The organism is Robertmurraya mesotrionivorans (assembly GCF_050971805.1).
Classification (GTDB): Bacteria; Bacillota; Bacilli; order Bacillales; family Cytobacillaceae; genus Robertmurraya_A.
Window position 1 is genome coordinate 489,719 of record NZ_JBPCCH010000002.1, and the last position, 17,501, is coordinate 507,219.

Annotated in this window: 17 protein-coding genes and 1 riboswitch; of the genes, 7 read left to right on the forward strand and 10 right to left on the reverse strand. The window is 35.7% G+C overall.

Features of this window, described 5'->3' with window-relative positions; translation table 11 throughout:
* Nucleotides 1–33 precede the first annotated feature (33 nt).
* Entirely contained in the window at nt 34–216 is a 183-nt protein-coding gene (locus ACRX5O_RS06430) for a recombinase family protein (protein WP_433905213.1), read from the forward strand.
* Between the two features lie 81 nt (nt 217–297).
* Here ACRX5O_RS06430 and ACRX5O_RS06435 read toward each other — a convergent pair whose 3' ends face one another.
* Complete coding sequence (locus ACRX5O_RS06435) at nt 298–1,059, reverse strand: MBL fold metallo-hydrolase (protein ID WP_433905173.1); 762 nt, start codon at nt 1,057–1,059, stop codon at nt 298–300.
* Between the two features lie 131 nt (nt 1,060–1,190).
* Between ACRX5O_RS06435 and ACRX5O_RS06440 the strand changes: the two genes are divergently transcribed.
* Nucleotides 1,191–1,601, forward strand: a complete 411-nt coding sequence (locus ACRX5O_RS06440) for an Lrp/AsnC family transcriptional regulator (RefSeq protein WP_433905174.1) — start codon at nt 1,191–1,193, stop codon at nt 1,599–1,601.
* Between the two features lie 1,031 nt (nt 1,602–2,632).
* On the opposite strand, the gene ppsA is transcribed toward ACRX5O_RS06440, so the two are convergent.
* Nucleotides 2,633–5,248 (reverse strand): phosphoenolpyruvate synthase, encoded by a 2,616-nt coding sequence (gene ppsA / locus ACRX5O_RS06445; RefSeq protein ID WP_433905175.1) that lies wholly within the window; start codon nt 5,246–5,248, stop codon nt 2,633–2,635.
* A 520-nt stretch (nt 5,249–5,768) separates the two neighbouring features.
* Here ppsA and ACRX5O_RS06450 point away from each other — a divergent pair.
* Nucleotides 5,769–6,008, forward strand: a complete 240-nt coding sequence (locus tag ACRX5O_RS06450; protein ID WP_433905176.1) for a DUF6429 family protein — start codon at nt 5,769–5,771, stop codon at nt 6,006–6,008.
* A gap of 300 nt (nt 6,009–6,308) precedes the next feature.
* Here ACRX5O_RS06450 and ACRX5O_RS06455 read toward each other — a convergent pair whose 3' ends face one another.
* The 4 genes from ACRX5O_RS06455 to ACRX5O_RS06470 form a co-directional block, all read right to left on the reverse strand.
* Nucleotides 6,309–7,298 (reverse strand): trypsin-like serine peptidase, encoded by a 990-nt coding sequence (locus ACRX5O_RS06455; protein WP_433905177.1) that lies wholly within the window; start codon nt 7,296–7,298, stop codon nt 6,309–6,311.
* Between the two features lie 77 nt (nt 7,299–7,375).
* Nucleotides 7,376–7,729 carry a DUF3221 domain-containing protein gene (locus tag ACRX5O_RS06460; protein WP_433905178.1) on the reverse strand — a complete coding sequence of 118 codons (354 nt, stop codon included), beginning with the start codon at nt 7,727–7,729 and terminating at the stop codon, nt 7,376–7,378.
* A 606-nt stretch (nt 7,730–8,335) separates the two neighbouring features.
* On the reverse strand, nt 8,336–8,695 hold the full coding sequence (locus ACRX5O_RS06465; protein WP_433905179.1) for an HIT family protein: 360 nt from the start codon (nt 8,693–8,695) through the stop codon (nt 8,336–8,338).
* Between the two features lie 153 nt (nt 8,696–8,848).
* Nucleotides 8,849–9,757, reverse strand: coding sequence for an AraC family transcriptional regulator (locus ACRX5O_RS06470; RefSeq protein ID WP_433905180.1), 909 nt, complete (start codon nt 9,755–9,757; stop codon nt 8,849–8,851).
* 115 nt (nt 9,758–9,872) lie between these two features.
* On the opposite strand from ACRX5O_RS06470, the gene ACRX5O_RS06475 reads away from it, so the two are divergent.
* Nucleotides 9,873–10,784 (forward strand): EamA family transporter, encoded by a 912-nt coding sequence (locus tag ACRX5O_RS06475; RefSeq protein WP_433905181.1) that lies wholly within the window; start codon nt 9,873–9,875, stop codon nt 10,782–10,784.
* Between the two features lie 120 nt (nt 10,785–10,904).
* Here the strand turns inward: ACRX5O_RS06475 and ACRX5O_RS06480 are convergent, their stop codons facing one another.
* The 3 genes from ACRX5O_RS06480 to ACRX5O_RS06490 form a co-directional block, all read right to left on the reverse strand.
* On the reverse strand, nt 10,905–12,224 hold the full coding sequence (locus tag ACRX5O_RS06480) for a TrkH family potassium uptake protein (RefSeq protein ID WP_433905182.1): 1,320 nt from the start codon (nt 12,222–12,224) through the stop codon (nt 10,905–10,907).
* Nucleotides 12,225–12,226: 2 nt separating this feature from the next.
* The gene (locus tag ACRX5O_RS06485) at nt 12,227–12,880 is read right to left on the reverse strand and encodes a potassium channel family protein (RefSeq protein WP_433905183.1); all 654 of its coding nucleotides are present in this window, start codon (nt 12,878–12,880) and stop codon (nt 12,227–12,229) included.
* Between the two features lie 68 nt (nt 12,881–12,948).
* Nucleotides 12,949–13,075: riboswitch (cyclic di-AMP (ydaO/yuaA leader) on the reverse strand.
* 329 nt (nt 13,076–13,404) lie between these two features.
* The gene (locus ACRX5O_RS06490; RefSeq protein WP_433905184.1) at nt 13,405–13,977 is read right to left on the reverse strand and encodes a pyridoxamine 5'-phosphate oxidase family protein; all 573 of its coding nucleotides are present in this window, start codon (nt 13,975–13,977) and stop codon (nt 13,405–13,407) included.
* Nucleotides 13,978–14,177: 200 nt separating this feature from the next.
* Between ACRX5O_RS06490 and ACRX5O_RS06495 the strand changes: the two genes are divergently transcribed.
* Nucleotides 14,178–14,465, forward strand: a complete 288-nt coding sequence (locus tag ACRX5O_RS06495; RefSeq protein WP_433905185.1) for a hypothetical protein — start codon at nt 14,178–14,180, stop codon at nt 14,463–14,465.
* Between the two features lie 3 nt (nt 14,466–14,468).
* Here ACRX5O_RS06495 and ACRX5O_RS06500 read toward each other — a convergent pair whose 3' ends face one another.
* Nucleotides 14,469–15,479, reverse strand: a complete 1,011-nt coding sequence (locus ACRX5O_RS06500; protein WP_433905186.1) for an IS1595 family transposase — start codon at nt 15,477–15,479, stop codon at nt 14,469–14,471.
* A 319-nt stretch (nt 15,480–15,798) separates the two neighbouring features.
* Between ACRX5O_RS06500 and ACRX5O_RS06505 the strand changes: the two genes are divergently transcribed.
* Complete coding sequence (locus ACRX5O_RS06505; RefSeq protein ID WP_433905187.1) at nt 15,799–16,188, forward strand: DUF1259 domain-containing protein; 390 nt, start codon at nt 15,799–15,801, stop codon at nt 16,186–16,188.
* Between the two features lie 276 nt (nt 16,189–16,464).
* Complete coding sequence (locus tag ACRX5O_RS06510; protein ID WP_433905188.1) at nt 16,465–16,941, forward strand: small multi-drug export protein; 477 nt, start codon at nt 16,465–16,467, stop codon at nt 16,939–16,941.
* Nucleotides 16,942–17,501: the final 560 nt, after the last annotated feature.

The window sequence follows — 17,501 nt, forward strand, 5'->3', positions numbered from 1 at the left end:
TAAATTTAAGATTCACAATTAACCTGAGTTTCTATTCAAGATCAGAACTTTATCCAACAAAAGGATGCTTTACCACAAATCGGATGCCAACAAATCTTCACTGATAATGTTAATGGAGGCAAATCATCAAGAACCGGACTAGACGATGCTTTTGATTTTTTAAGAGAGGAAGACACATTGATTGTTTGGAAAAGTGCTTCAAAAACGATGAACTAATTTTTAATTGGTTTCAACTGACATGATTGTCTTTCCACTCATATAAAATTAAAACTAAAATTTCTAGTCTGCTCTGATTCTTTAAAATGAATATGATTCTCCATCTTCAGGTACTAAAACATTCGAGGAGATTCCTTTTTCATTTATAAAGCTTTTTAATTCTCCTTTTGATAATGTCCAATGATTGACAGCTTCCATATGGACAGAAATGATTTTTGCGTTAGTCGCAGCATTATATACTTCATAAATGTCATCTTTCCCCATTACTAGAGAACCGCCTTCAGGGAGTTGATTATCCCCGCCATTGACAACAATGATTTCTGGTTTATGTGTTTCAATAGCTTCTTGAACATACTTATTCCAAACAGTATCTCCAGCAATATATAATGTTTTCTCCGTTGTGTGTTTGAATACTACGCCACATACTAGACCAGCAATTTTTAAGACTTCTCCTCTTCCATGTTCTCCTTTTGTCTTAATTAATTGAATACCGTTAAAGACTGTATCTTCTTTTAAGACTTCTACATTTTGAAAACCAGCGTTTCTTATTTCTGCAGCATCTTCTTCGTTTTGACTAAACAGTTTTATATCTTTTGGCAGCGCTTCTTTAGCTGCATCATCCCAGTGGTCATAATGTAAATGAGTGACAATAACAGCATCAACATTATGAATAATATCGTCAATGGATATTGGTAGACTAACTAAAGGATTATTTGAGTTGTTTTGTTTTAATGAAGGGAACGGTGGGTAAGTCCCTTTTTCCGATAACATTGGGTCGATTAAAAACTTCTTTCCCGCATATTCAACGACAATGGTTGCGTTACGAATTTGATGTATATTCATATTTATTAACTCCTTTATCTTTGGAAATTTCCTTTGAACAATGTATAGTCTATACTATTAACACTGACGGATACATAGATTAAGTAAAGTCTTTTGGTGGTTTGACTTTATTTATGAAAGGAGTTAAATAAATGATAGATAACACAGATATGCATATTTTGAAGGAACTAACTAAGAACAGTCGGATTACAATGAAAGAATTGGGAGAAAAAGTCCATTTGACTGGACCGGCTACTTCAGCTAGGGTGGCGAAATTAGAGGACAATGGGATTATTGAGGGGTACACCATTAAAGTGAATCAAGTAAAAATGGGATATCTTGTTCACGCAATTATACATATTTATACGCAAAGCACGAATCATCAACCTTATCTGTCGTTTATAAAAGAACAAGATCAATTCGTCATAAACAACTACAAAATCAGTGGAGAAAGTTGTTATCTTCTCGAATGCAAATTCCCAGGCAATGAAATATTAGATGAATTCTTGACAGGTTTGAGCAATTTGGTGAACTACAAATTATCCATTGTTATTAACAAATAGTACATCAATAAACATGCGACCTTGTGAAGGAATACAATTAAACAAATGGAGGCATTAATCCAGATGGATCAATGCCACCGTTAGCTTAAGTACAAGTTTTCACAAAGTCGTTAAAGACAAAGAAAAGCTGAGTAGTAGCTTCACAGCATTACATTTTTCTACGGAATTCTCAAAAACCCTTGCCGTGGCCGGTCCTTTTTTAACGAGTTTTTCTTTGTATTAGGAATTAGGAGTGGAGTTTTCAGTTCCAGAATCAGAACTTCTACTTTTCAGAATCTCATTGATTTCCCCAACATCGCCTTTGATTTATTATTTCAAATATCTGATTCAGTCCTTCGCTTGTTTCCTGCTCTTTGTCTTTCAACCTTATCTCTCCTTATAGAATTCATAATAGGTTTTTCAACTTCCCCTTTTATATCCAGAGGAGCAAATAGTTTCTTGAAGAAAACTGCTCCGTTTGTTTAATAAGATGGTTTACGAAGGGCGATTAGTGTTAATAGAAGTTTTACGTAGTACCTAAACGAATAAAAAACGCCTCAACCCAATAATACCAACGGGTTGAGATGTTTTAGATTGATTCATCAAGTAGCGTTAAAAGGATACATGAGGACAACTGATGTACAAAAAGCGAATAGTTAAATAGAATATAACTTAGCTGAGTCAAAAAAATAAATTGTTAACACATAGATGAAAAAGGATAGATGACCAGGAATAATACCTGTATGCATCTATCCTTTTTTTATAACCAATAACCCGATTTAGTAAACAAAAATAGTGATTGTTGTTAAACTAAAGCCCCCTATTGTTTAAGTGTATTGGTTCACAATCTATCCTTTAATTTGATTTACATATTATTACAATTTTTCTTGGAGAAAACTGCTTGTTTGTTCAATAAAAAAGGGTGCTACTCCTTCTTAAAGGAAAGCCCCCCATTAGTTGAACAAAAAACCTTAAAACATAAAAATGATTATTCTATAACAAAAGATAAGAATTTCAATATAACCTCTTTCATACTGTAAAGTATTCAGCAATTACAATATTTCGATATATCCTTCGGTTCCATGCACGCGAATTCGTTGCCCGTCTCTTATCAGTTTGGTAGCATTTTCCACCCCAACAACTGCTGGTAAGCCATATTCCCGTGCGATAACTGCTCCATGGGTCATCAGTCCACCAACTTCGGTGACTAGGCCTTTGATAGATACAAACGATGGTGTCCAGCTAGGATCAGTAAAGGAGGTGACTAATATATCTCCATCTTCTAGATCAGCATCTTCCATGTTTAAGATGACACGTGCTCGGCCCTCTATAACTCCGGAAGAAACAGGTAGACCTACAATAGCTTTGGCTGGGAGATTTTCTCGTTTGTACTCACCTACAATGATTTCACCATCAGACGTGATAACACGTGGTGGAGTTAGTTTTTCATATAATCTGTACTCGTCTTTTCGTTTGCTGATGATCTGGTGATCCAGTTTATTTGTGCGTACGACTTCGTGAAGTTCTTCAAAAGTGAGATAGTGTATATCTTCTTTTTCATGAATAACGTTGGCTTGTACGAGTTGTTCGGCTTCTTTCAGTAAAGCCTGCTTATAAACGAAGTAGCGATTAATCATGCCGTATTTGGGATATTCACGATAACCGATGAAATTCCGGATTAGGTCGATCATTCGTTTTGTTTCTTTGGCTTTTTGTTCACCATCCGGTAATTGCTTCAATCGATCTAATAACTCTTGTTCTTTTTTCAAAGCTTCCTGTCGCCCTTGCTCGAATTTTCGATAGCTAGCATTAGGCTCAAAGTTTTTGATATTACTAAGAATCATAGGAACAAGTGTAGTTGGTTGTTCACTCCAACGGGTTTTAGTAATATCGATTTCTCCGACACATCGCATACCGTATTTGCTGAGATAATCATAGATAGCGTCTTGGGTTTCCTGTCCACCATCAAACTTAACCAGTTCATGCAAAAAGTTATCATCTTTTACATGTTGTAAATAATCAATTATTTCTGGGTAAGGACGAATCACATCTGCGACATCCAATAGCGCCAGACCCATTTCCGAAGTAATATTGTTTGGTACAGATTGAGAAAGCGTATCTGCTACGTTTTTTTCACCTAACCACTCGTTCATATTTTCATTGATCCATGATGAAGCATCTATAGCAGCCATAAACACAGCTGAACTTTGTGGGTCAAATAAAACCTTCTTTAATATCTGGATATCTTCCAGAATAAAATCAAATAAATCCGATCCTAATTTCGTTTGGATGTTTTGTTTTAACTCTTCTATCGATGTTTGACTACTCATAATCAAATCAGAAACGATTGTCGGGTCGTTTTCGATTTGTGCCCTAGAATCCGAAGACGACACACTTTTATTGCTTTTACCGGAACTCTGTTCTTGCTTATCATTTGGTAAAGATTTTATGAAATCTCCTCGCTCTATTATGGTCATAAGTGCGTCTTTTATGAGCGGATCGTGTTGTCCCATGGCATCTAATAACATTTTTCTGCTAACAGGTGCAGCTAGATTATGTGTGACATCAACAAACAACCTTCCACCAGCTTTAAACCTTGGTCCAAAAGATGTTAACTGGAATAAAGACATTCCCAATGGTTTCAAGGGATCGGTCATCATTTGTTGATGACCGACAGATACATAGACGTGATTTTCTTGATCATTCGCTTCAGGGATCGGGTATAAAGTAGTGATGGGCCGACTCTGGACAATATAAAATGTATCATCAACCAAACACCATTCGATATCTTGCGGGCAGCCAAAATATGCTTCGATCTGTCTTCCTATGCGTGCTAGTTGTAAAATTTGTTGGTCAGTAAGTGTTTGAGTCTTTTGCTGATCGGGATCGATCTGCTGGGTCTCTGTTCCGCCTTCTTTTAGTCCATAGATAGCCAATTTTTTGGTTGCTATCATCTTATCGACGATTTCCTCTTCCTGTACTTTATAACAATCGGCAGAGACCAAGCCAGAGACCAGTGCTTCTCCAAGTCCAAAACTGGCATCGATTGATAGCAGCTTGCGGTTAGAAGTAATCGGATCAGCGGTAAATAAAATCCCTGAAGCCTGTGGGAAAACCATCCTTTGAACGATAACAGATAAATAAACTTGACTGTGATCAAATCCATTTTGCATACGGTAGATTACCGCGCGATCCGTAAATAGGGAAGCCCAACATTTGCTGATATGCTGCATGATAGCTTCTTTGCCGATGATATTTAAATAGGTGTCTTGTTGACCAGCAAAAGAGGCATGTGGTAAATCTTCAGCAGTCGCACTAGAACGCACTGCATAAGCATGTTCATCACCAAGCCGGGAGAGATAGTGAGTTACTGCTTTCACAACATCGGAAGGAATTTCTGCTTCTATAATGATTTGACGAATCTTCCTGCTGATTTCACCAATATGATCTCGATCTTCTACTTTTAGCATGGTTAGTCGATCCAACAAAGCATGATACGTTTCGTTTTGTTCGATGGCTTTTTGATATCCCACTGTTGTAACACAAAATCCTTCTGGTACTTGTATTCCTTGATTTTTTGATAATTCCCCTAAATTTAACCCTTTTCCGCCAACGAGAAAAAGCTGTGTTTTTTCAATCTCCTGAAAACCGAGAACCAAAGGACTCATGCTACATCTCTCCTAACCATCAAATATCATTAAAGATCTATTGAATTTTAGTAGTAATAAACGAGGACAAAAAGTCTATATTTACCATTTTTTGTATGCTATAATTTAAATAGGAAGAGTTCAATTTTTTTAAAATAGCTAGACCTGTCCGTACAGTAACCTGATGCCCTCCACCAGTGTATTTATTATCTCCCATCTTATAGTTTGAACTGTCCCCAGGCTTAGCATTGGGATTGATTGGTATATGAGGGTTATTATTGTTTTTTTTTCGTTTCAAGTCAATTATTAAAGCAAATCCCCAAATGCCTAGAATAAAAATAATAAAAAACTAAATTGCAGTCAGATTAAAATACCCCTCTCTCTTACATTATATTCCATAAGGTGATTTACAGCCCTATTAATTTTTACCCTTATTAAAGTAACCCGCCTCTATAGTTAAATAAGTTGTTTATATAGCTCATTTTATCTAATGTCTAATTTGGATATATAAATTTCAATAAGATAGGAAGGGACCTTACTTATGAATGATCAAATCGATGAGTTAACGTTATTATTGTTGTATTTGACTTCTTTTAATGATGATTATTGTTTGGGTGTAGCTAAGAGGAGCTGGAAAGGATACCCTTTTGAGTCACTTAATGAATTGTCAGATAGTGAATTAATTCGAGACAGTAAGCGGTCAAAATCAGTTTTTCTTACAGACAAAGGAATTGAGAAGTCTAAAGAACTGTTGAAAAAATATAATATCAATGACGTGTGAGGACTTCTCCAACGAGAGATTCCTCTTCTATCTATGAATGGAAGACTAGAACTCTAGCCCCCTTTACTTTAAGTGAATTCCTTCACTACTTTACCGTTTTTATTGTCAGTAAACACCCACAGTGACTAGATTAGGATTAAACGAGAGGACATTAAAAAGGCGAGGTTTATAATTTACCTCACCTTTTTATTTTTGAGATTTAGCATATCTTTTTGTATATATACAAAACCTAAACAGTAATATAAAAGTTCCAGTCTAGCTTGCCTTGTATTTTACTGTATATTTTGAAATGTAAGCTTTTTACTGAGCCGCTTTTATAAAATCATAAACTGGTTTAATCATTTTCGGTCCACCGTTGAAGGTCTGTCCATCCATAAAGGTATATCCACCTCTATGAACACCAATAATTTCATTTGAGCCATTTAGGATTGCGGAACCAGATTGACCATTAAAAGTATCTAATTGATAAAAGGCCAAACTATTATCCTCTCTACCTATCGTACCAGACATTCCCCATTGAGAATATACGCCTGTTCTTTCAATTATATCCCCTGGATACCCATATACTCTAATATTTTGGTTTAAGATATTACTAACTTGTCTAACTGGGCGATAACCAGCGACTTCTCCAGCGTTTTTACCTAAATACGGTGCTAATTTAAGTACAGCAAAGTCTTGAGCTGTGTCTCCTGTATTAATCCATCCACTAGGCACAAAGTAATCTACCACTTGATAAGCGCCGTAACTATAATGATTGTTATTTAACCCTGGGATGACATATGCCCCTCTTATTCCCTGTTGTGTATAGGGATTAACCACACAATGACCATTAGTTAGTACTGTATCCTGCCCAATTAATGTCCCTGTACACCACCCCCATGAATTTGCCCACTCTATCTCTATGTAGGAGATTTGTTTAAAAGGAGAAACAGAAGTATCTTGTACTACAGTACGATTATCCGCTCCAATTACTACATAAGGAGTAATTAACTTTTGTATTGCATCACCTGAAGGATCTAAACTTTTATATTGCTTCTTTTTCTTATAGTTTGGTAGTTTTCTTTCCGGAAGTATTTCTCCTGTACCAGTGTAACTCGCATCATTCATTGAAGTTAGTGTATCATCTATTTCCTGTACATAATCTTCATAATTGATAACTTCCCCCTTTGAATTCACCATATCATATGGGTGAAAGTCGTTCTTGTTGTTGCCATCCTCATTCGCAAATGCTGTCAACGGGATCAATAGAAAACCAAATATTACTAGGGAAACAAAGTAAAATTTTCTCACATTTTCCTCCTATTTGGTAATTTTCTACTTAATTATAGCAAATTCCAAGAGAAGATGGAGTACTAAGGTATAAAATATTATTTTTTTTGAATTTTCAACACCTTTATATTGGCAGGCATAGATTCTTGGATTTCAGTATACCAAATTATCACCTTATCGCCGTTTTTAATATTTTTTAAAGAAGAACTTACATCACTCAACCTGTTCACTGATGGATACGTACCGATAATTTCATTGATCGATAGATTGTCAGCCTCGTGTCTAGTAAAGTCACTATCTTCAACAAGATAGACATCACTGTTACTTATAACTATTATTCCTTCCATCGTTGCAGATTCTTCTTGTACTTTAGTTTGTTGACTTAAATCCCCGAGATACCAAAGTATAACAAAAACAATTAATGTAATAAGTAGAGTTATTATCCTTTTCATTTTTTCCTTCCTTTTTAAGTTACATGGTATTTATTCAGAAACTTGCACTATATCATCTTAAATTATGGAATACTTCCCTAGAGTCGAATAAAAAGGAGAACTTCTTTATGGAAGAATTGCCCTTCTTTTGTTTATATCTCCTAAAATACAGGGGAATTTCATTATTATGTATTTCCTTAACTCTTTCGGATATATTCTTTGGCCTTGTAAATTGTTTAATTATTCTAATATCAGTCAAAATTGGTATAGGTGTTTTTGTTGATACAACTTTACTGACATCTGAAATATCTTTATTAAAGATTTTTTAAATTCCATAAAATGCACACCTCGGATTAGGTCGATTAATGAAAATAATTCCACACAACCCCTTAAATTCCCTTTTTTCTTCTTCCATAAAACTGCCTCGTTTGTTCCATAAGGATGTTTACGAGGGCCGATTAGTGTTAATAGAAGTTACAGGACGTTGGAGTAATGTCTCTAAGTTCATTACTTTCTATTTCTAAACCCATAGCAAGTGTTGTCTCATCTGCTTTTATTTCACCTTTTAGAGAAACAAGAAAAAAGCTGCCAAATGACAGCTTCGATCACAGTATTGAGAAGATTACTTCAACACCAAGTACCATCTAAATATTTAATCCGATTTCCATAATGAACGTGCCAATGTAAATGTTTATTGCTCTGATATTGCCCGATATTAGTTGATACAGTACACGCACCATATTGATCATTTACCAGTTTTGCTACTTCCTGAATTACTAAAAATAAATCATGAAAGGTATCTTTATCATCTATTCGAACTTCAACCAATGAGGTTATGTGCCTTTTGGGAATTACAACGATATGTACATCATAAAATGGACGAGTATGATAAAAGGCTATAGTATGTTCAGTCTCCAAAACTGTTTCTACCACCGTCTTACCACTTAACACTTCGTCACAATAAAAGTCTTCCTCACCACTTGCCATTCGTAACAACTCCTACTATTTTTTATTTACTTGTTACTTATACGGCGAAGTTGACCTAATCCCTTCTAATTAAAGGAAAATAAATACATTTCCATTTTACAATTAAACTCCCTCTTTTGTTTAAAAGTTTTACCCTTTCCAGCAAAACGCCGCTTATTGTTCAAGTGTATTCGTTCTATTCCTTTTATACTTTTTGTAGGCTAACGGTGTCATGCCCATCGTATTTCGGAATTTATCAATGAAATAGCTGGTACTGTTAAATCCTACTTGATAGGAAACATCTGTGACATTGGAATCGGATTGTTGCAATAAAATTAAGCTTTTTTGGATTCGGTAATCGGTGACGTAATTCAAGGGTGTTTTCTTCAACATTCGTTTGAAATAGCGACAACATTCGGAACGGCTTAATTGACCAGCTCGTGCAATGTCGTCTAAAAGGATTTTCTCCGCGTAATGTTGATGGACCCAATGGAGCATTTGCTTCATACGTTGACTTTTTACAATTTCCGACTGCTCGACCTCTAATGGAACACCATTCATGATAAGATTCTTCCAAATGAACGTTAGATGTACACTGATATCGATTTCATAGTAAGGAAGTTTTTCTTTTATCAACTGACTGATTTTTATCATCGAATCTAGAATCGTACTCGCCCAATGCTCCTTTGAATCCAGAAGTAAATAAGGAATATTCGTCGCCTGAATATAGGGGTATACGAAGGTGGAATACAGTTCTTGTGAAAGGACAAAGCTTGGTAAAACATTTAAACATATATAGACACAGCCCGAGTCATTCATGTCTTTTGCCATGTGTAAGCAGCCAGCATTAATAAATAATCCTTCCCCTTCTCGAACGGTAATTGTTTCCTCATTGATTTGAAAAAGTGCTTCTCCTTTGATCACCATAACAAATTGAAATTCATCATGCCAATGAAGCGGGATATATCCATTTATATTTTGATTAATGGTCGTTTCGTAACATGCAATAGGCAACACCATGGTTCGATGATCTGTTAATTCTTTTAAACTATGATGATCAACCTTAAAGTTTTTTATTTGCATGGTAGCACCTCAATATTCTTATATTTTTGTATTCAATTTAGATATTATTTCATGGTTTCCCTAGGTAAGATAGTAGATATTATAGCACTATTTTTATATTTAAAGGAGAAACCAAATGAGTAGAAACAAAGGGATTTTTCTAGTGATAACAGGAGCAACATTCTGGGGGATTGGCGGAACCGTTGCAAAAAAGCTTTTTGAGCAGTATGGAATAGATATTAATTGGCTGGTAACGACCCGATTGCTGATCGCCGGAGTCTTACTCTTAACCATCCAATTTTTCAGAAAAGATCGTTCCCAAATTCTTGGAGTTTGGAAAACCAAAAGCAACGCTATTTCATTGATTATTTTTGGGTTACTTGGAATGCTTGCTGTTCAATATACCTATATGGCCTCCATTCAACATGGGAATGCTGCGGTGGCCACACTATTACAATATTTAGCACCTGTCATGATTATCGTTTACTTGATTTTGCGCCATCAAGCAGTTCTTACAACAAGAGATCTGATCACCGTTTCGCTAGCTTTAGTCGGGAGCTTTTTCTTATTAACTAACGGATCCATCTCTCAATTATCTGTACCAACCCCAGCAGTCGTTTGGGGGGTGTTATCTGGAGTAGCTCTTGCCTTTTATACGTTATACGCCATTCCCTTACTAAAACAATACGATTCCCTTGTTATTGTTGGTTGGGCGATGATCATCGGTGGCTTTGCATTAAGTTTTATCCATCCACCTTGGCAAATAGATTTGAGTGCTTTACCTTTAGAAGCTTATCTATACCTCGTCTTCGTTATCATTTTTGGAACGATGATTGCCTTTTGGTTTTATATTGAAAGTCTGCAAAGTCTTTTACCTAAAGAATCTAGCCTTCTCGGAAGTATTGAACCACTTGCGGCTGTTTTAACCACCGTCTTTTGGTTAAAAGAACCGTTTGGAATGTTCCAATGGATAGGCGCCAGTTGCATCCTTTTCATGATTGTATTTTTGGCCTTGAGTAAAGCGCCTACTTCAAAGGTTAGTTACTAAACATTAAAAGCCCCTTACCAGTTCATCCGCTGATAGGGGCTTTATTTCGCTAAGCTATCAATATAAGGGGTGCATTAAAAGATAAAAAAACTGCCTAAATAGGCAGCTTGTGTAAATTGTTCAACCTGTTAAAACGTCTTCCTGTGGGTAACGAATTTTCGATTTTTCTTGACGTGCAAGTGAGAAAGCTAACGTTAAAGGACCTAACTTGCCAGTAAACATGACAATAATAATGACCATCTTACCGATTATTGAGAGCGTGCCCGTGATACCCATGGATAACCCTACTGTCCCAAAGGCAGAAACTACTTCAAACAGAATGGGTAGAAAGGCAGCATCTTCAGTGATGGTTAATACAAAGATAGCCAAGAAAATTAAAGTTAATGCAATCATAGTAATGGCTAATGAGCGGAATATGATGGTTTCAGTAACAGATCTTCTTGCAACTACAATCTCTTTTTTTCCTTTTAGATATGTAACAACAGCTAATACGATCACAATGAATGTTGTAAGTTTGATTCCTCCACCAGTAGATGCACTTCCCGCACCTACAAACATGAGTAATATCATTAAATGAATGGTAGGATCACTCAAACTCCCTATATCAAGGGTGTTAAATCCAGCTGTTCTAGGAGTAACTGCTTGAAAATAAGATGCCCACCATTTTTCAACTAACGATAAGGAGCCCAGTGTATTGGGATTTCCATATTCTAAAAAGAAAATTAAAAGCATAGCAACCATATTAATGGAAAAGGTACCGATAATCATAATTTTCGAATGTAGACTAAGTTTTCGAAACGTATTATTTCTTTTTAAGTCTGCTAAAACTGTAAATCCAAGACCTCCAATGATAAACAATAAAGTGATGACAATATTCGTAACGGGGTCACCTACGTACCTACTGAGCCCATCCGGCCATAAGGCAAAACCAGCGTTATTGAATGCAGATATAGAATGAAAAAAGCTATAATAAATCCCCTTCGACAACCCCATTTCTGGAACCCAACGTAATGACAACAAAACCATAGCAATGAATTCAATACCTACCGAAAAGATGAAAAGGTTCCGAACTAATTGAACAACTCCACCAAGCGAAGTTTGATTTAATGATTGCTGTATAAGAATTCGTTCCTTAAAACCAATTTTTTTACCCAGTACCATATAAATTAAAACTGCAAATGACATAATTCCTAATCCGCCTAATTGGATTAATGAGGCAATTACGATCTCACCAAATAAGGTGTATGCGGTTCCCGTATCAACCACTACCAAGCCTGTAACCGTCATGGCTGAAGTTGCGGTAAAAAACGCATCCAACCAACTAACCGGTGTAGTGGTTGCCCATGGAAGTTTGAGAAAAATTGTTCCTAATATAATAAAGGTAGTAAACACCAATACTAATAATTGAGAAGGATTAATGCTTATAATCTTGTTTTTCATCCTTATACACCTTTTTCTTCAAACCGATTCAAATCCAAATTGTGACCAATGACAATTAACACATCACCTTTATGGAGGACTTCTTCTGCTAATGGAGCCACAATCACATCCTCATTACGCTGAATTCCTACAATGCTACATCCATATTTTGCACGAATATCAAGCTCTAACAAAGTCTGATTATGAAGTTTTTCTGAAGCGACAATTTCAACAATACTATGTTCTTTTGACAGCTCAATAAAATCAATAATCTTCTCCGATGCAATATGATGAGCTACTCGTTTAGCCATGTCCCTCTCCGGATGAATAATTCGGTCGGCACCTATCTTCTCTAGAACTTTATGATGGTAATCATTCTGTGCTTTAGCCCAAACTTGTTTGACTCCTAATTCTTTCAAGTGGAGCGTTGTTAATATACTAGCTTCTATATCGTCACCAAATGACACAACCACTAAATCAAAGTTCCGTATCCCTAGATACTTCAAGGTCGGCTCATCCAGTGTATTGGCTTGAATAGTATGAGTAGCATATAGAGAGAATTCGTTTACCTTATCGATACTCTTATCCACCGCCATCGTATCGATTCCCAATTCATTAAATTCCTTTACTAAACTTCCTCCAAATCTACCTAAACCAAGCACAGCTATTTGTTTCATTTATACTTCCTTCCTTTCTCAATAAAAAAGACCATTCTAAAGAATAGAATGGCCCGTATGTAAAAATACATCCACCTCAATAACACCTACGAGGTTAGCTGACGGATTAGGAGTTGAGAGTCTCCTTCTACAAATTGTAGATACACCCCAAAAGATTGGTTCCCCCGCTCAAAAATGATTCGGCTTTTTTATTTAGTTTTATCTTAAACAAATATATTACTCGCACAATATACTGTCAATAGTGTTCATTTTTAAGGCTCTATTTTGGTCCCTTGATGAAATACCACTCTTTTTAGCAACGAATGGAGCAAAATTTGGGGATTGGACGTTGTTTCCTATTCAAAGTAATGAACAATTATCATCTACAATTGATATTGTAAAATATAATCGAGAAAACAGACCTGTTACAGAATATAATTCATCCCCATTAGCAACCTTATAATAATATTCTTTTCCTGAAAAACACCTAATAATTTCAGTTCTCCTATTTGAAGGCCAGTTATCTCAACAAGGACTATTTCTATTTAATCGTTATTAAAGTCGGATAAACTTTTTCCCAATGGTGTCACTATTCCGTCCATACTTATAGTATTTTTCTCTTTTCGATATTCTTCTAAGCCTTGTTCGCTTTTATTGATAGCCCACTGTTGTAGAGTATCTCGTTCACCATTGTATGAATAAAAGGGTACACTAAATCCACAGGACGTTTTTACCGTTTCAATCTTTGCATGGATTATTTGACGATATCCAGGAAGGATATCAAAGTGCTTAGCCATGTCATTCCATTCTGGTGAGTCTGGTAATATAACCTTACCTTTTCCGTATAGACGTAAGATCATCGGGGGACCTTCAAAAGCTAAGAACATAAATGTTATTCTACCGTTATCTATTAAATGGGCACTTGTTTCATTTCCGCTACCAGTTAAATCTAAATAAGCGACTTCATTTGGAGATAATATCCTTAGTACATCATGACCTTTAGGGGAAATGTTAACATGTCCGTCTGCTGATAGTGGTGCTGATCCAACGAAAAAAATTCGTTGTTTTCTTATAAATTCTTCATGTTTTGGAAGTATTGAAGAATAAACTGTTCCCAAAAATAATTCCTCCTCGCCTCACCTATTGTAAAAGTAAAAAGCCTACCATCTCTTACTGCCCCTTAGTTCAAAAAAAGGGAGTTAATCCTGGGCTAAATATAAATTGGTATTTATCTGGATAGTCTTTAATAAAGGCTCTTTTCGTAAATATTGTTGCTCTATGATATGATACCTTTAAACAGTTATTTTAGGAGGTTGTTATGAGTATTCCACTTGAATTAGATGGTGCAAAGGTATTAAAATACACGAAAAACGACACTACTAAACAACTAAGTTTAATGGTTTTTGAAGAGGAAGATGGTTCAACAAATGAAGTGCCAATAACCGCATTAGCAATTGCACAATACGATAAAGACGACAGATACTATCTATTTCTTTGTGACCAGGATTGGGAAGTGCAAAATGATTATCTTCTTGACTCAATTGAAGAATGTATCGGTTTTGCAGAAGGCTTTGGCATTTTTAATGAAGATTGGTCAGAAAGATAGGCATTAAGCACTTCGCATTTGTTCTACTGTCGTAAAGTTAACACGTTGACAAGAGCCGAGAAGCAAATCCTTAATGCGTTCTTGTATCGGCAACTTTTTATTTAACTCAAGGAATTGGTGCCAGAAAAGGTAATTGTCGAGGTACTTAGTTGCGACCCCTTGAAAACGGTCCATCCGCTTTTTTAAACGTTTATGGTAGCCGTTAACGTGCTGGATATGATAAATACCTTTTCTTACATAGACTTTTTTACTGACGTTAATAGGTTCGTACTGAAGCCCTTTCATAAGGGCAAATTTCTTATAATTTGTAGCTGTATCAGTGCATAGCAAAGCAGAGGTGTCGATATGACTCCCTAACACCTTATCCAACTCAACGGCTGTAACACGCCCTTTACCTGCCATCTGCGATAGGATTTGACCATTTCTATCGTGTGCAACTACAACACAAATTTGTTCTTTGGAGATACCTCGTTTTTTCGCCACTCCGCCGCTTTTACGAGGCTTCCTATGAGTAATGTTTTTCTTGCCTTTCTCGCTTTCTAAGAAGAAGGTTTCATCGCTTTCAATGATACCTTTTAAAGTTTGATGACCAAGAGAACGAATAGCATATAAGATTTTGTGCCTCCAGTAGAATGCGGTTGAAATGTGTATATCAAGGGCTTCCGCTATTTTAGGCAATGTGTATCCTTCGACCATTAACTCATAGTATTTGAGCCACTTGTGGGGGTATTTAGTTCCCGCCAAAGGGCTGCCTGTCATATCATTGAAGGATTTACCGCAGTCCTTACAGAGATAGCGTTGACGTGACCGATATTTACCATTTCGCTTAACAGACATACTACCGCAATGAATACACGCTAAACCTTCTGAAAAGCGTGTTTCACGAACCTCTCCAATAAACTTGGAAATGTCAGCTTTGGGTTCTGGAAATAGGTCTTCTCTAATTGCGTTAAAGAGCTTTAATTGTTCTTTTGGCGAAAGGTCTGAAAAGTCTCTGTAAATATCTAACCACATTGTAGAAACGTCCTCCTGTATAATCAATTAATCTATTATACAGTATGAGTCCAAGAGCAACAATCTATACGAAAACAGTCTTAATAAAAAGCTAAAATATGATTCTCATAATTTCTCCAATCTTTAACTTATATATAGATATATATTCTATACAAAAGAAATTACCCCTTCTTAAACATATCCTTAGCTGAATAGTGTTCAGTAAAATCGTACTACGTATTAATAAAAAATAGATTTAACCATTTTTTATTTAATATATGGATACCTATACAAGCTTGTACCTTCTTACATATCTTGATATTGTAAGGAGGTGACAATAATGACATCAAGTTGTGAAAGATTAGCAAGAATTATAGGTGGTACTGCGCAAGTCTCAAATGGAGTATGTGTAGTTTCAAGACTAAGAAACATTGAAGCCTCGATCCTAAATAGAAGAACAAGATCCCCATTAGCTCTACCTTTTGCATTATCATTTGAGAATCAACAAAATGGGACAACACTTAATCTAGGTGAAACAGTAATTCTTCAAAAGGAAATTAATCCTTTTATATCAGCTCTTCGAGAAAGAGGTATATTAGTTACAGCTCTACACAACCATTGGTTATTCGATGAACCAAGACTAATGTATATACACTGGGAAAAAATTGATAATCCTTTTGATTTTGCTAGAGATAGTTTTGAGGCTGCTAAAGAAGCAGGCTTATTTTAATTTAATTTGAGCTCTCAATTTGAGAGCTTTTTTACTTATTTACATCCTTTCTTTACTTTGCATTTGTTGTCAATTGTCAATCCCTTATTACATAAACCCTTTTCTTTATGTACATTTCTTCACAGACTTAAAATCATTTTCAATTAGTTAATGTGACAAAAATGTAAGATAGAAAGGTTTAATGTAATATGAATCGATGGTAACGCCGCCTCATATTTTCTTACAATAGGAAATATTAAGTTTGCTTACAAATACGTAAAAAGGAGGGGTATGCTGTTGGTTGAATGGGCTCAGGACGCAAATATATTTATCCAGTATATTGTTTTATTTTTGTTTGCGGCAGCTCCGTGGATGGACGTTTCAATAATAGTACCCCTAGGAATTGTATGGGGACTACCGCCTATAGGGGTTAGCATAGTAGCATTCAGTGGAAACTTTTTGTTAATCCTTGTACTTGGTGTCTTTTTTAAGCAAATTGACAAATGGAGGAAAAATAGAAAACAGAAAAAAGGACTAAAGAATCCAACAAAAAAAAAAAAACGCACTCAAGAAATTTGGGAGAAGTATGGAATCCCAGGTTTGGCTTTATTAGCACCAATTTTTGTTGGTACTGACATTGCAGCAATAATAGCACTCTCATTTGGAAGTTCTAAAATCCGCGTGGTAGGATGGATGACCGTTAGTTTAGCCGTTTGGACTATTATATTTGCTCTGGGATCAGTGTATGGCTTTAGTCTTTTAAACTTCATTTAATAAGACAATATTACAATTGACGTTTTGTGGTTAATGATTAAACAGCACACAATTCTAATAAACTAACGTATAACACCATAGCTGCTCTGCGGTCTTTACTTATGTAAAGGCGGAGGTAACTTATTGTGCATTACTGCTCACAATAAGAGATTCTATAACAAAAGGCATTAATCCTCTAGAATCAATGCCCCCTATTCGTAATATAAGATTAGCCAGATTTTACTGGTTGATCTATTTTTATATGGTCTTATGATAACGGTAATCGGGGTAGACCGTCGCCCCCATAGGACCAGATTCCGTTAGCTAAACTATTCACCCCCTACTTGTATAAACATGTTTCAGGCTGGTTGGAATAAAAGATCCCGTTACTTTAAGTACAATAATTCGCAAATAGATCAATAACACTATTTTCTCTTTAACTTTTCTTCATTTTTCTGTTAATAGCGTTCATCTCTAATATGCTCTATTTATTCATGTTTCCACTTTTTATGATCAATCCAATATTTTGTTACAAGGAACGTCAGTAAGATGCAAAAAAACGATGTGAATAGATTTCCAAT

Excerpts from the sequence above, each read along its gene's own strand:
- ACRX5O_RS06475 (WP_433905181.1), top strand. The coding sequence starts at position 9,873 with ATGAGTAGAAACAAAGGGATTTTTCTAGTGATAACAGGAGCAACATTC.
- ACRX5O_RS06500 (WP_433905186.1), bottom strand. The coding sequence starts at position 15,479 with ATGTGGTTAGATATTTACAGAGACTTTTCAGACCTTTCGCCAAAAGAA.
- ACRX5O_RS06485 (WP_433905183.1), bottom strand. The coding sequence starts at position 12,880 with ATGAAACAAATAGCTGTGCTTGGTTTAGGTAGATTTGGAGGAAGTTTA.
- ACRX5O_RS06470 (WP_433905180.1), bottom strand. The coding sequence starts at position 9,757 with ATGCAAATAAAAAACTTTAAGGTTGATCATCATAGTTTAAAAGAATTA.
- ACRX5O_RS06480 (WP_433905182.1), bottom strand. The coding sequence starts at position 12,224 with ATGAAAAACAAGATTATAAGCATTAATCCTTCTCAATTATTAGTATTG.
- ACRX5O_RS06435 (WP_433905173.1), bottom strand. The coding sequence starts at position 1,059 with ATGAATATACATCAAATTCGTAACGCAACCATTGTCGTTGAATATGCG.
- ACRX5O_RS06450 (WP_433905176.1), top strand. The coding sequence starts at position 5,769 with ATGAATGATCAAATCGATGAGTTAACGTTATTATTGTTGTATTTGACT.
- ACRX5O_RS06465 (WP_433905179.1), bottom strand. The coding sequence starts at position 8,695 with ATGGCAAGTGGTGAGGAAGACTTTTATTGTGACGAAGTGTTAAGTGGT.
- ACRX5O_RS06460 (WP_433905178.1), bottom strand. The coding sequence starts at position 7,729 with ATGAAAAGGATAATAACTCTACTTATTACATTAATTGTTTTTGTTATA.
- ppsA (WP_433905175.1), bottom strand. The coding sequence starts at position 5,248 with ATGAGTCCTTTGGTTCTCGGTTTTCAGGAGATTGAAAAAACACAGCTT.
- ACRX5O_RS06440 (WP_433905174.1), top strand. The coding sequence starts at position 1,191 with ATGATAGATAACACAGATATGCATATTTTGAAGGAACTAACTAAGAAC.
- ACRX5O_RS06495 (WP_433905185.1), top strand. The coding sequence starts at position 14,178 with ATGAGTATTCCACTTGAATTAGATGGTGCAAAGGTATTAAAATACACG.
- ACRX5O_RS06505 (WP_433905187.1), top strand. The coding sequence starts at position 15,799 with ATGACATCAAGTTGTGAAAGATTAGCAAGAATTATAGGTGGTACTGCG.